This window comes from Streptomyces sp. TG1A-60 (assembly GCF_037201975.1).
Lineage (GTDB): Bacteria > Actinomycetota > Actinomycetes > Streptomycetales > Streptomycetaceae > Streptomyces.
Genome location: NZ_CP147520.1, coordinates 2007539 through 2020948, shown reverse-complemented (window position 1 = coordinate 2020948; position 13410 = coordinate 2007539). Strand labels below are relative to the sequence as shown.

Below are 13410 nucleotides of genomic sequence, written 5' to 3'. Positions count from 1 at the left end.
TTGGAGGGGCGGTCCATCTCGGCGGGGCGCCCCGTCCCGATGGGGTCGGTGGGTCCTGGGCGAGAGCGGTGGATCCCTGCGTGACGGGCGGTCCCGGGCAGAGGGCCGGATTTCGGTGTGGACGGTGATCCGCATGGAGGAGTTCGTTCGGGAATCGTCCGGGTACCCGCTTAAGCAGTACCGGTAGTGGCCTCGGTCGAGCACCTCTGACGGTGTCTGATCGCTTTTGAGTGCTTACGGGGTGTGACTCGGGCCACGCGGATTGGGCGTAACGCTCGTGGGAACAACGCGATGACCTAAGAGGTGACAGCCGCGGAGGGAATACGGACGCCGTTCACGGCGCTGTGCATCTTCCCGGCCCCCGCCCGCACCGTCGGCCCATTCCCAAGCCGGTGGTCGGCTCCGGTCCGCAGTGGACGGGGCCGGAAGCCGTTTTCCAACGTTCCGAGAGGTTGTTCGTGTCGGCCAGCACATCCCGTACGCTCCCGCCGGAGATCGCCGAGTCCGTCTCTGTCATGGCGCTCATTGAGCGGGGAAAGGCTGAGGGGCAGATCGCCGGCGACGATGTGCGTCGCGCCTTCGAAGCTGACCAGATTCCGGCCACTCAGTGGAAGAACGTACTGCGCAGCCTCAACCAGATCCTCGAGGAAGAGGGTGTGACGCTGATGGTCAGTGCCGCGGAGCCCAAGCGCACCCGAAAGAGCGTCGCAGCGAAGAGTCCGGCCAAGCGCACCGCCACCAAGACGGTCGCGGCGAAGACGGTGACCAGCAAGAAGGCCACCGCCGCAGCCGCTCCCGAGGTGCCCGCGGCCGACGTCTCCGCCGAGGACGCCGCACCCGCCAAGAAGGCCGCCGCCAAGAAGGCGACCGCCAAGAAGGCGGCCCCCGCCAAGAAGACCGTCGCCGCCAAGAAGACGGCGGCCAAGAAGACCACCGCCAAGAAGGACGACGTCGAACTGATCGACGAAGAGGTCCTTGAGGAGACCCCCGGCGCCAAGCCCGGCGAGGAGCCCGAGGGCACCGAGAACGCCGGATTCGTGCTGTCCGACGAGGACGAGGACGACGCGCCCGCCCAGCAGGTCGCAGCCGCCGGCGCCACTGCCGACCCGGTCAAGGACTACCTCAAGCAGATCGGCAAGGTCCCCCTGCTCAACGCCGAGCAGGAGGTCGAACTCGCCAAGCGCATCGAGGCCGGCCTGTTCGCCGAGGACAAGCTGGCCAACGCCGACAAGCTCGCACCCAAGCTCAAGCGTGAGCTGGAGATCATCGCCGAGGACGGCCGCCGCGCCAAGAACCACCTCCTGGAGGCCAACCTCCGTCTGGTGGTCTCCCTGGCCAAGCGTTACACCGGCCGCGGCATGCTCTTCCTGGACCTCATCCAGGAGGGCAACCTCGGTCTGATCCGCGCGGTCGAGAAGTTCGACTACACCAAGGGCTACAAGTTCTCCACGTACGCCACCTGGTGGATCCGTCAGGCGATCACCCGCGCCATGGCCGACCAGGCCCGCACCATCCGTATCCCGGTGCACATGGTCGAGGTCATCAACAAGCTCGCCCGCGTCCAGCGCCAGATGCTCCAGGACCTGGGCCGCGAGCCCACCCCGGAGGAACTGGCCAAGGAACTCGACATGACCCCCGAGAAGGTCATCGAGGTCCAGAAGTACGGCCGTGAGCCCATCTCGCTGCACACCCCGCTGGGCGAGGACGGCGACAGCGAGTTCGGTGACCTCATCGAGGACTCCGAGGCCGTCGTCCCAGCCGACGCGGTCAGCTTCACGCTCCTGCAGGAGCAGCTGCACTCCGTCCTCGACACGCTCTCCGAGCGCGAGGCCGGCGTCGTCTCGATGCGCTTCGGCCTCACCGACGGTCAGCCGAAGACCCTCGACGAGATCGGAAAGGTGTACGGCGTCACGCGTGAGCGCATTCGCCAGATCGAGTCCAAGACGATGTCGAAGCTGCGCCACCCGTCCCGCTCGCAGGTCCTGCGCGACTACCTCGACTAGGTGGCACAGCGCCTGCCCGCGCAGCCGGCTCGAAGGCCCGGTTCCCTCGAAGGAGCCGGGCCTTCGGCGTGTGCGTGCCCATGCGGCAGCCCATCTGGTAGATCACTCTGGGTGTGTTATCGAAGCCCAGAGTGAGGAGCGCGCATGCGTCGATCCTTCGCCCGACTGCTGGCCCTCGTGGCCACCACGGCCGTCATCCCTCTGGCGTCACCGCCAACGGCGACGGCGGAGGTCGTCATCGGCGGTCAACCGGTCGAGATCTCCCAGGCGCCCTGGGCGGTGGCACTGTCCAGTCGTGACCGGTTCGGGGGTACGCGGGCCGGACAGTTCTGCGGGGGCGTCGTGGTGGGGCGCTCGACCGTCCTGACAGCCGCCCACTGCCTCAGCGAGGACGTGCTGGGCGCGCCACCGGAACGCATTGTCGACCTGAGAGTCATCGCGGGCCGCGCCGACCTGCGGTCGGCCGAGGGCCAGGAGATTCCGGTGAGCGGCACCTGGGTCAATCCGGAGTACGACGCCTATACGAAAGCCGGGGACTTCGCGGTGGTCACCCTCGCCTCGCCGCTGCCCGCGGACTCCGTCATCGGATGGGCGGGTGCGGGCGACGCGGTATACGCGCCGGGCACGCGGGCCGGGGTCTACGGCTGGGGGGACACCTCGGGTGCCGGCGACTACGCGCAGATCCTGCGGGCCGCGCCGGTGAAGGTACTGGCGGACGCCGTCTGCGAAAGGGCCTACCCGGGCAGCGCGGCAGGCAGATATCTGCCCGGCTCCATGGTGTGCGCCGGGGAGCAGACCGGCGGCCGGGACGCCTGCCAGGGGGACAGCGGAGGGCCGCTCGTCGCCCAGGGAAAGCTGATCGGCCTCGTGTCGTGGGGGAGCGGCTGTGGGCTCGCCGGGAACCCCGGCGTCTACACCAGGGGCTCGTACGCGGCCCGGGTGCTGGCGGGGAGCCGCTGAGGCGGCGCCGACGGCTACGCGGGCCGTGCGCCGAGTCGTGCACGGTACGAGAGCGGGCGGCCACCCCGTGGATACGGGAGTGGCCGCCCGATTACCGGCCCTGAGCCGGCGGCGGCTCGTCGTAGGTGCGAAGCGTCAGCGCTAGTCCTCTTCTGCGGTCGCGGGAACGGCCGTGAGCCGCTCCGTCTCGTCCTGTATCTCCGCGGCGATCTTCTTGAGCTCCGGCTCGAACTTGCGGCCGTGGTGGGCGCAGAACAGCAGCTCTCCACCGCTCAGCAGGACGACGCGCAGGTAGGCCTGGGCGCCGCAGCGGTCGCATCGGTCAGCGGCCGTCAGCGGGGTCGCGGGGGTCAGAACAGTAGTCACGTCGCCTCTTCTCTAGCTCGACGAGCTGTCGTACCAGGGTCAACATCCAACCAGGCCGAAAACGTTCCCGCTCGCGGCTTTAACTCGAAAAAATCTTTCCGGGCCGGCTGTCTGCTGCCGGTTGGCGGCGAATGAGCCGTAGTGCGTGTCTTCGTGTCGTACGGGTTCGCGCTGTCTGTCGGTGGTTCTGGTGGTCGTTCTTTCGGTTGTACGGTCCTCCCGGCTGGGTTGCCGGTTGTTCATGAGGACGTGCCCGGAGCCTAAATGGTTCATGCCTCGAAGGGAACGTGATATGTACTTCACCCCATCGAGGGATCGAACGTGCATGCGACTCTGGACTACTCTGAGTTTCCGACGAGGGTGGTGTTACAGCGGCTCTACCAGGCCTCTGTACCCTCGGACCGGCAACAGAGCCCGGCCCCTTACCCCAAAGGGCCTCACCTGAAATTCAGCGAGGAGCGAACCGCGTGACCGCCGACACGTCCGTGCCGTCCACAGCGCTGCTCACCGGAGCAGACCGGGACGGCTCCAACTACACCGCGCGGCACCTCCTCGTCCTCGAGGGGCTCGAGGCCGTGCGGAAGCGCCCCGGAATGTACATCGGATCGACCGACAGTCGAGGCCTGATGCACTGCCTCTGGGAGATCATCGACAACTCCGTCGACGAGGCTCTCGGGGGCTACTGCGACCACATCGAGGTGATCCTCCACGACGACGCCTCCGTCGAGGTCCGGGACAACGGCCGCGGCATCCCGGTCGACGTCGAGCCCAAGACCGGCCTCTCCGGCGTCGAGGTCGTCATGACCAAGCTGCACGCCGGCGGCAAGTTCGGCGGCGGCTCGTACGCGGCCTCCGGCGGTCTGCACGGCGTGGGCGCCTCCGTGGTGAACGCGCTCTCCGCCCGCCTGGACGTCGAGGTCGACCGCAACGGCGGTACGCACGCCATCAGCTTCCGGCGCGGCGTGCCCGGCTCCTTCGTGGGCACCGGCCCGGACGCCAAGTTCGAGGCTTCCAGCGGCCTGCGCAAGGCCAAGCGGATCCCCAAGACACGCACCGGCACGCGTGTGCGCTACTGGGCCGACCGTCAGATCTTCCTGCAGGACGCCAAGCTTTCGCTGGAACACCTGCACCAGCGCGCCCGCCAGACCGCCTTCCTCGTGCCCGGCCTGACGATCGTCGTGCGCGACGAGTTCGGCCTCGGTGAGGGCGGTAGCAAGGGCGAGGAGTCCTTCCGCTTCGACGGCGGCATCAGCGAGTTCTGCGAGTACCTGGCCTCCGACAAGCCGGTCTGCGACGTCCTGCGCTTCTCGGGGCAGGGCACCTTCAGGGAGAACGTGCCCGTCCTGGACGAGCACGGCCAGATGACGCCCACCCAGGTCACCCGAGAGCTCGGCGTCGACGTCGCCATGCGCTGGGGCACCGGCTACGACACGACCCTCAAGTCGTTCGTGAACATCATCGCCACCCCCAAGGGCGGCACCCATGTCGCGGGCTTCGAGCAGGCCGTGGCCACCACCATGAACGAGGTGCTGCGCGCCAAGAAGCTGCTGCGCGTCGCCGAGAACGACATCGTCAAGGACGACGCCCTCGAAGGCCTCACCGCCGTCGTCACCGTGCGCCTGGCCGAGCCGCAGTTCGAGGGTCAGACCAAGGAGGTTCTCGGTACCTCGGCGGCCCGGCGCATCGTGGCGCAGGTGATCTCCAAGGAGCTCAAGGCGTTTCTGACCTCCACGAAGCGGGACGCCGCCGCCCAGGCGCGGGTCGTCATGGAGAAGGCCGTAGCGGCCGCCCGTACGCGTATCGCCGCACGTCAGCACAAGGACGCGCAGCGGCGGAAGACGGCGCTGGAGTCGTCGTCGCTGCCCGCCAAGCTCGCCGACTGCCGCAGTGACGACGTGGACCGCAGCGAGCTGTTCATCGTCGAGGGCGACTCGGCGCTCGGTACGGCGAAGCTCGCGCGGAACTCCGAGTTCCAGGCGCTGCTGCCGATCCGGGGCAAGATCCTCAACGTCCAGAAGTCGTCCGTGACGGACATGCTCAAGAACGCCGAGTGCGGCGCGATCATCCAGGTCATAGGAGCCGGGTCGGGACGTACGTTCGACATCGAAGCGGCCCGGTACGGCAAGATCATCATGATGACCGACGCCGATGTGGACGGGTCGCACATTCGGTGCCTGCTGTTGACGCTCTTCCAGCGCTACATGCGGCCGATGGTCGAGGCGGGGAGGGTCTTCGCGGCGGTGCCCCCGCTGCACCGGGTCGAGCTCGTCCAGCCGAAGAGGGGCAGGACAAGTACGTCTACACGTACTCGGACAGGGAGCTGCGGGACAAACTGCTGGACTTCCAGAGCAAGGGGGTCCGGTACAAGGACTCCATCCAGCGGTACAAGGGTCTCGGCGAGATGGACGCGGATCAGCTGGCGGAGACGACGATGGATCCCCGGCACCGGACGCTGCGGCGGATCAACCTGTCGGACCTGGAGGCGGCGGAGCAGGTCTTCGACCTGCTGATGGGCAACGACGTCGCACCTCGCAAGGAGTTCATCTCCAGTTCTGCGGCGACGTTGGATCGGTCACGCATCGACGCGTAGCGGCTGCGCCGCGGGGGTGCCCGGCCTCGGTCGGCGCGGAAGGGGTCGGCCGGGAGGTCGCACCTGTTGACGCGCAGGCCGCTGCGGGCGGACACCCCGGGCACGTCCCTTCTCGTCGTGCGCGGCCGGCCCGTCGTCGGTCGTCCCTGGTGGGGAAGTCGGCCGGTGCTTCACCTGATGGAGTGAAGAAGTGTGAAGACGAGAGTCGGGGGTCTTTCCGTTCTGTCCATGCTTGGGCATGCAGTCAAGCACCAGCCGTTCCCGTCGAGGCGGGGGTGGTTCTGAGAGCCCGGTTGAGCAGCACGAGGGGCACGGCCTCGCCAGCGCGGATGTGCGGTTCGACGATCCCTGGTACGACGCGCTGGCCTCCGGCTGGGGGGAGTTGGACGGTACGGGCGGGTCGGCACCGGTCGTGCCCGATGCGCGGGGGAGCCGGGGCGCGGCGGACATCTATCTGGAGGTCCAACGGAGCGCGGCCTTCCAGGAGGTGCGCAGCCGCTACCGCAGGTTCGTGATCCCGGGTGTCGCCGTCTTTTTTGGCTGGTACGTCGGGTACGTGGTGGCGGCGACCACAGCACCGGGGCTGATGGCGCGGCCCGTGACGGGCGCGGTGAACGTGGCGATGCTGGCCGGGCTCGGGCAGTTCGCCACGACGTTCCTGTTCACGTGGGCGTACGCACGTCACGCGAGGCTGCGCCGGGACCGGGCGGCGCTCGATCTGCGCTGGGACACCCAGGAGTTGACCCGTGGGGTTCGAGGGGGCGAGCGGTGACCGCCGACCATCAGACGCTGGCGCTGGTGCTGTTCAGCGCGTTCGTGGCGGTCACGTTGGGCATCACGACGTGGGTGGGCCGCAATCGGCATGGTTCGGCGGAGGAGTTCTATGCCGGCGGGCGGCTGTTCTCGCCGATGGAGAATGGTTTTGCCATCGCGGGCGACTACATGTCCGCCGCCTCCTTCCTCGGTGTCTCCGGTCTCATCGCCCTGTTCGGATACGACGGCCTGCTCTACTCGGTGGGCTTTCTGGTCGCCTGGCTCGTGGTGCTGTACCTGGTGGCCGAACTGGTGCGCAACTGCGGACGGTTCACGCTCGCCGACGTGGTCGCGTCGCGGATGAGCGAGCGGCCCGTGCGCATCGCGGCGGGAACTTCCTCGGTGACCGTGTCCGTTCTGTATCTGGTGGCGCAGATGGTGGGAGCGGGCACCCTCGTCGCGCTGCTGCTGGGAGGCGAGAGCGAGGCGGCTCAGGCCTGGACGGTCGTAGGGGTCGGCGCCCTCATGGTCGTCTATGTGTCGTTGGGAGGGATGCGGGCCACCACCTGGATCCAGATCGTCAAGGCGGTCCTGCTGATGGGCGGGACGATCGCGCTGACCGTGCTCGTACTGCTGCGGTTCCACGGAAACTTCGACCAGCTGCTGCGGACGGCGGCCGAGCGCAGCGGACACGGGGGCGCGTTCCTCGCGCCCGGGTTGAAGTACGGCGGTGACTGGATCGCGCGCTGCGACTTCATCAGCCTCGGACTCGCCCTGGTGCTGGGCACGGCCGGGCTGCCGCACATCCTGTCGCGCTTCTACACGGTGCCCACCGCGCGGGCCGCACGCCGATCGGTGGTCTGGTCGATCGGCCTCATCGGCGGCTTCTACCTGATGACGATCGTGCTGGGCTTCGGCGCTGCCGCCATCGTCGGCCCGGATGCCGTACGGGCGTCCAACGCGGCCGGGAACACGGCGGTGCCGCTGCTGGCGCTCGACCTGGGGGGTGGCACGGACTCCACCGGCGGCACGGTTCTGTTCGCGATCGTCGCCGCCATCGCCTTCGCCACGATCCTCGCGGTCGTCGCGGGCATCACTCTTGCCTCGTCGGCATCCGTCGCCCATGACCTGTACGCGTCGTTGCGGCGCAGGCGTGCGAAGCCGTACAGCGAGGTCGCCGTGGCGCGCGCTGCCGCCGTGGGGATCGGTGTGGCCGCGATCGGGCTCGGACTGCTCGCCAAGGACCTCAACGTGGCCTTTCTCGTCGGTCTGGCCTTCGCGGTCGCCGCCTCAGCCAATCTGCCCGTGCTGCTGTACTCGCTGTTCTGGCGCGGCTTCACCACACGTGGCGCGGTGTGGTCCGTGTACGGCGGACTGGTCCCCTCCGTGCTTCTCGTGCTGCTGTCGCCGGTGGTCTCGGGAAGTCCCGACTCGCTGTTCCCCGGCGTCGACTTCCAGTACTTCCCGTTGCAGAACCCGGGCCTGGTCTCCATCCCCCTGGGGTTCCTCGCGGGCTGGCTCGGCACCGTCACCTCCGCCGAGCCGCCGGACAAGGCGAAGCACGCGGAGACCGAGGTACGGTCGCTGACGGGCGCCGGGGCGGTGTGACGGCCGGGGGCTCGTGACTTCAGGGGCGGGTCGCCCACGCGTAGCGGTGCTCCGGCCGGCCCGCGTCACCGTACTTGAGGGTCAGGCGGGCCCGTCCCGTGCGTTCCAGGAGCTTCAGATAGCGCTGGGCGGTCTGGCGGCTGAGGCCGGTCCGTTCGGCGACCTCCTGGGCGGACAGCGCGCCCTCGGCGGTCATCAGAGCACGGCGTACGAGCTCGGCGGTGGTGGGGGAGTGGCCCTTGGGCAGGTCGGGCTCGCCGCCCGCCGACAGCGCGCCGAAGATCCGGTCCACTTCGGCCTGTTCGGCCTCGCCGCCGCCGTCCAGGGTGCGCCGCAAATCCGCGTACGCCTCCAGCTTGGCGCGCAGCCCGGCGAACGCGAACGGCTTGACCAAGTACTGGAGCGCGCCCTGGCGCATCGCCGCCTGGACCGTCGAGACGTCACGGGCCGCCGTCACCATGACCACGTCGGTCTGGTGGCCCCTGCGACGCATCTCCTGGACCACAGCGAGGCCCGTCTCGTCCGGCAGGTAGTGATCCAGGAGGACCAGGTCCGTGTGAGGAAGCGTCCCCAACTGGTGGAGTGCCTCGGCCGCGCTGTGGGCCACGCCCGCCACGTGGAAACCGGCGACCTTCTCCACGTAGGCGGCGTTGACGCGGGCGACCCGGGTGTCGTCGTCCACGATCAGGACCTCGATCATCGCGACTCCTTCTCGGCGGCTGTGATGGCGGCTTCGGACTCCTGCGCGGGCCCCGGTCGCCCGTCGCGGTCGGCCGTCGGCTCGTCGTGCCGAGCCGGCTCGTCGTCGGGTGCCGTAGAGGTAAGCGTCGACCCGGACGTCTGAGTCACCAGGGCCGGCTCCGCGAGTGCGTCGGGCAGCACGACGGTGAACTCCGCGCCGCCGCCCGCCGCCTCCGTGACCCGGGCGCCGCCACCCTGCCGTTCGGCGAGGCGGCGTACCAGAGAGAGCCCGATGCCGCGTTCGCGGTGGGCCGGTGGCGTCTTGGTGGACCAGCCGTCCGTGAAGATCAACTCCCGTTGGTCGGGCGGGACTCCGGGACCGGTGTCGCGCACCCGGAGGATGGCCGTACGGCCTTCGGCGCGCAGATCGACCGCCACGCGCGCGTGGCGGGTGCCCGCGACGGCGTCCAGGGCGTTGTCGACGAGGTTGCCGACGATGGTGATCAGCCCACGGGGGTCGATCAGCCGGTCCGGCAGCAGCGTGCCGCTCGCGACCGACAGCGCCACTCCGCGCTCGGCCGCGACAGTCGCCTTTCCGACCAGCACCGCGGCGAGCAGCGGATCGTGGATCTTCTCGGTGACCTGCTCGGCGGTCGTCCGGTGGTCCCCGACCACCTCGCCGACGAACTCCACGGCCTCGTCGTACATCTCCAGTTCGAGCAGGCCGAGGAGTGTGTGCATCCGGTTGGCGTGCTCGTGGTCCTGGGCACGCAGGGCGTCGATCAGGCCGCGCGTGGAGTCCAGTTCACGGCCGAGTTGCTCCAGTTCGGTGCGGTCGCGCAGGGTTGCGACGGCACCGCCGTCGCCGGTGGGCATGCGGTTGGTGACCAGGACGCGGTGACCCCGAACGGTCAGCAGGTCGGTGCCCGTGACCCGGCCGGCCAGTACATCGGTCGTACGGCCGGGGCCGAGCGCGTCGTCGAGCGACCTGCCGACCACCTCGTCGCCGATGCCCAGCAGCCGGTGCGCCTCGTCGTTCAGTAGACGCACGTGGCCGGCGCGGTCCAGCGCGACCACGCCCTCCCGGATGCCGTGCAGCATCGCCTCACGCTCGGCCAGCAGCCCCGCGATGTCGGAGAAGGCCAGGTCACGGGTCTGACGGTGGACCCGTCGGGAGATCAGATACGCGGCCAGCGCACCGACGGCCATGGCCCCGCCGGCGTACGCGAGGAGCCCGGGGATCGCGTGGACCAACCGGGCGCGCACATTGTCGTACTCGATACCGACCGAGACGGCGCCCACGATCTTCCCCTCGGCGTCGCGCAGCGGCACCTTACCCCGGGCGGAGCGCCCCAGGGTCCCCGAGTCGATCTCCATGATCTCCTGCCCGGCCAGGGCGCGGCGCGGGTCGGTCGACACGACTCCGCCGATCTCCGCTGCGTCCGGGTGCGACCAACGGGTCCCGTACGTGTCCATCACGACCACGTACTCGGCCCCGCTGGCCCTTCGGATTCGCTCGGCCTCGGCTTGCACGGGGCCGTTCACGGACGGCCGCGTCGAGACGAGATCCTCGGCGAGCTGCGGCTGCACCGCCGTGGTCTGCGCGATCGCGAGGGCCCGGCGCATCGCCTGGTCGTCCAACTGGTCGCCGAGCGGCGCGAGGAACAGGCCCGTCGCGAGGACGGCGACACCTGCGGCGATCACCACCTGCATCAGCAGGACCTGCGAGAACACCCGCCGCGGCAGACCGAGACGCAGACGGCGTGCGGAGGGAGTGGGGCTCATACCCACGACGGTACGTGGACGGGGCGGGCCGGCCGTAGTGGGGTGTGGCGCGGATCTCAGGCGCGGGTTCCTGTGCGGCGAGGGGGCGGAGCGGCGTCCTGAGCCTGGATGCCGGGTGGCCGGCAGTCCGTCCGGCAGTCGGTCTGGGAGCCGCTGGGACGGGACGCGAGCCAGACGGGACTTTCGAAACACGCCCTAGAAGGCCGATGAAGATCTTGCTCTGGCCGCCCGGCTCGCCCCGGATCGCCGGTAGATGTCAATCGGAGTGAATGGGTGCAAGCCGGGCGCGATTTCAAGATCTTCAGGGCACTTCTAGCGCGTCGGTGCGGCCGGGGCGAGTTCTCGTACGGTCATGACGTCCATCGTGGCGGGGGAGCCGAGCGGGGACCCGCAGCTTTCCGGGCGGGGCGGCTGGGGGGCGCCCTGGGTGACGGCGACGGTCCAGCGGCGGCCGTCGGCGTGGGTGACGGTCACCGTCCAGCGGGGTGCCGTGCCGTCCGTGCGGACGACGGTGAGCGCGTCGGCCGCGTCCTCGCCCGTCTCCGTGCGCACCGCCAGCTCGGCCGCCTGTCCGGGGCGCTCCCAGGCGGAGTTCCCGCGGCACCCCTCCGTGACGATCCGTCCATCCCGTACGCCGTGAAGGACCTCCTTGACGTGAGGGGCCTCGGCGCGGCCGTACACGTATCCGAAGGGCAGCACGAGCAGGGTCGGCGAGAAACGGTGACCGCCCAGATGGGTGACCTCCCAGGTGCCTTCGAGTCCGGAGGCGGCCAGTTCGGCGGCGAGCGGGCGGCCGAGGAGGGCGCAGCAGCGGTCGCGCTTGCCGTTGGTGCAGACGAGCGCGAGGGGGTCGCCGGTGTGGGGTCGGCCCTGCAGAACCGTCCCGAAGGTGCGATGGTCGCCCCTGCCGAGGGCGGCGAGATCGAGGTCGAGCAGTTGCCGGGGGTCGGACGTCGTGGCGCTGTGCAGCCAGATGTTCCCGGGAGAGGTGTGAGCCGCGTACACACGCCGCTCACGGACCTCACGGCAGTCCGCGTGGCGGCCGGGGCGCCGGATGAGCGCCACGCGTACGCCGGTACCCTCCGCCGCCGCTTCGAGGGCGTGGCCGAGCGCGGGATCCAGGTGGCTCGAAGTGAGCGCCTTGACGCCCCAGGGTCCCGGCTGTTCCAGCAGCAGCCATGTCCTCGCCGTGGCGGCGGTCCCCGCGAGAGGCTCGTCGAGGTGTCGGGACGCGGATGTGCACGTACTCACAGAGGTGAGCCTAACCTGAGTTGCGCATGAGTGACTTCCGGCCGGGCCGAAGGGGCGGCGACAGGGGCGCCAGGGGCGCGTCGGGGACTCAGGGTTGTGGAGCATGAAGTGCTGCATGGGTTCACCCCGGGAGCGGTTGCGGCGGGCGCGCTCCCACGTACTGGCCGCTCGGGCGCATCCGCAGCGGGCGTTCCCCGTACTCCTCCAGAGCATGAGCGATCCAGCCCGCCGTGCGGGCCACGGCGAAGACGGTCTCGCCCGCGGAGGAGGGCATGCCGTAGGAGACGGTGAAGACCGCGAGTGCCAGGTCGACGTTGGCGTGCAGGGGCGTGTGGCGGGCGGCGGTCGCCACGATGTCGCGGGCGGCGGCGATGGCCGGTGCCGCCCGGGGCACGTCCTCCAGGATCGCGAACAGGACACGCGCGCGTGGATCCTCGCCCGGGTACAGGCGGTGGCCTAGCCCGGCGATGCTGCGGCCGGCCCGCAGTTCGTCCGCGATCACCGGGGCGGCGTCGCCCTGGTCCAGTACGTCGAGAAGCAGCCGGTGGGCGAGCGCGCTGGCCGCGCCGTGCAGCGGGCCTTCGAGCGCGCCCAGCCCCGCCGAAACGGCCGCGTACACGTGGGCGCGGGCCGACGCCGCGACACGGACAGCGAGTGTGGAGGCGGCCAGGTCGTGATCGACGAGCAGCCCGAGTGCCGTGTTCAGGACATGCAGTGACGCAGTGTCGGGGGTACGGGCGCTGAGCCTCGCCCAGAGGCGGTCGGCCAGCGGCCCCGAGTCACGGTGGGAGCGCAGGACCGGCGGGAGGGCGCCGACGAGGGTGGGGATGAGGGTGCGGGCGGTGCCGAGGACGGCCTCCTCGGAGAGGTCGAAGCGCAGGGGGTCCGCCGCCGAGGCGGCGATCGCCGCCACCCGAAGCCGGTCCAGGGGCCCGCTGTGCTCCGGCAGCGCGTCCACCGCCCGGCGGGCGGCGGTGGCGGACGCCTTCGGGGCGGTGAAGGTGACGCCGGGCCGCAGCTCCCCCGTCCACAGCCACTCGGCGACCTCTTCGTAGGAGCGGTGCGCGGCGAGTTCGGTGGCGTCGACCCCGCGGAAGTAGTAGCGGTCATCCTCGATGAGGGTGAGCCGGGTACGGACGGCGAGTTCGCCATCTGTGGCAGGGCTTCCGCTGCTCTCCCGCCTGTTGCGACGGGCGAGCGCCGCCACCTCCTCGGCGGCGAAGGTGCTGCCCCGCCCACCGGGATCACGTCGGCTGCTGAGCTGCCCGCGGCTCACGTACGCGTACACGGTCTCCGGTTTCACGCCGAGGAGTTCCGCGGTCTCCCGGGTCGTGAGCCGTCGGCCGGCGTAGGCGGGGGTGTTCGCCGCACTCGCAGATTCTCGATCGCCTTGCTCCGTCATGGACGCCACCG

Annotated in this window: 9 protein-coding genes and 1 pseudogene; 5 read left to right on the top strand and 5 right to left on the bottom strand. The window is 70.1% G+C overall.

The features are described 5' to 3' along the window. The first annotated feature begins 458 nt into the window (after positions 1-458). Together WBG99_RS08210 and WBG99_RS08205 are read left to right on the top strand one after the other, a co-directional pair. Positions 459-2003, top strand: a complete 1545-nt coding sequence (locus WBG99_RS08210; protein ID WP_338895699.1) for an RNA polymerase sigma factor — start codon at positions 459-461, stop codon at positions 2001-2003. A 144-nt stretch (positions 2004-2147) separates the two neighbouring features. Next, positions 2148-2963 carry a serine protease gene (locus tag WBG99_RS08205; RefSeq protein ID WP_338895698.1) on the top strand — a complete coding sequence of 272 codons (816 nt, stop codon included), beginning with the start codon at positions 2148-2150 and terminating at the stop codon, positions 2961-2963. A gap of 141 nt (positions 2964-3104) precedes the next feature. Here the strand turns inward: WBG99_RS08205 and WBG99_RS08200 are convergent, their stop codons facing one another. Next, a complete protein-coding gene (locus WBG99_RS08200) occupies positions 3105-3329 on the bottom strand; it encodes a hypothetical protein (protein ID WP_338895697.1) in 225 nt (74 codons plus the stop codon). 467 nt (positions 3330-3796) lie between these two features. Between WBG99_RS08200 and WBG99_RS08195 the strand changes: the two are divergent. From WBG99_RS08195 to WBG99_RS08185, 3 genes and pseudogenes are all read left to right on the top strand, one after another. Further along, positions 3797-5919: pseudogene (locus WBG99_RS08195) on the top strand (DNA topoisomerase IV subunit B). A 238-nt stretch (positions 5920-6157) separates the two neighbouring features. Then, complete coding sequence (locus WBG99_RS08190; protein WP_338895696.1) at positions 6158-6691, top strand: DUF485 domain-containing protein; 534 nt, start codon at positions 6158-6160, stop codon at positions 6689-6691. Continuing rightward, the gene (locus WBG99_RS08185) at positions 6688-8280 is read left to right on the top strand and encodes a cation acetate symporter (RefSeq protein ID WP_338895695.1); all 1593 of its coding nucleotides are present in this window, start codon (positions 6688-6690) and stop codon (positions 8278-8280) included. The genes WBG99_RS08190 and WBG99_RS08185 overlap by 4 nt, the downstream gene beginning before the upstream one ends. Before the next feature lie 19 nt (positions 8281-8299). On the opposite strand, the gene WBG99_RS08180 is transcribed toward WBG99_RS08185, so the two are convergent. The 4 genes from WBG99_RS08180 to WBG99_RS08165 form a co-directional block, all read right to left on the bottom strand. Then, complete coding sequence (locus tag WBG99_RS08180) at positions 8300-8980, bottom strand: response regulator (protein ID WP_338895694.1); 681 nt, start codon at positions 8978-8980, stop codon at positions 8300-8302. After that, entirely contained in the window at positions 8977-10746 is a 1770-nt protein-coding gene (locus WBG99_RS08175; protein WP_338895693.1) for a sensor histidine kinase, read from the bottom strand. Before WBG99_RS08175 ends, WBG99_RS08180 begins: the two co-directional genes overlap by 4 nt. Before the next feature lie 312 nt (positions 10747-11058). Then, entirely contained in the window at positions 11059-11997 is a 939-nt protein-coding gene (locus tag WBG99_RS08170; RefSeq protein ID WP_338895692.1) for a sucrase ferredoxin, read from the bottom strand. Positions 11998-12118: 121 nt separating this feature from the next. Next, the gene (locus WBG99_RS08165) at positions 12119-13399 is read right to left on the bottom strand and encodes a citrate synthase (protein WP_338895691.1); all 1281 of its coding nucleotides are present in this window, start codon (positions 13397-13399) and stop codon (positions 12119-12121) included. Positions 13400-13410: the final 11 nt, after the last annotated feature.

Excerpts from the sequence above, each read along its gene's own strand:
- WBG99_RS08205 (WP_338895698.1), top strand. The coding sequence starts at position 2,148 with ATGCGTCGATCCTTCGCCCGACTGCTGGCCCTCGTGGCCACCACGGCC.
- WBG99_RS08190 (WP_338895696.1), top strand. The coding sequence starts at position 6,158 with ATGCAGTCAAGCACCAGCCGTTCCCGTCGAGGCGGGGGTGGTTCTGAG.
- WBG99_RS08180 (WP_338895694.1), bottom strand. The coding sequence starts at position 8,980 with ATGATCGAGGTCCTGATCGTGGACGACGACACCCGGGTCGCCCGCGTC.
- WBG99_RS08175 (WP_338895693.1), bottom strand. The coding sequence starts at position 10,746 with ATGAGCCCCACTCCCTCCGCACGCCGTCTGCGTCTCGGTCTGCCGCGG.
- WBG99_RS08165 (WP_338895691.1), bottom strand. The coding sequence starts at position 13,399 with ATGACGGAGCAAGGCGATCGAGAATCTGCGAGTGCGGCGAACACCCCC.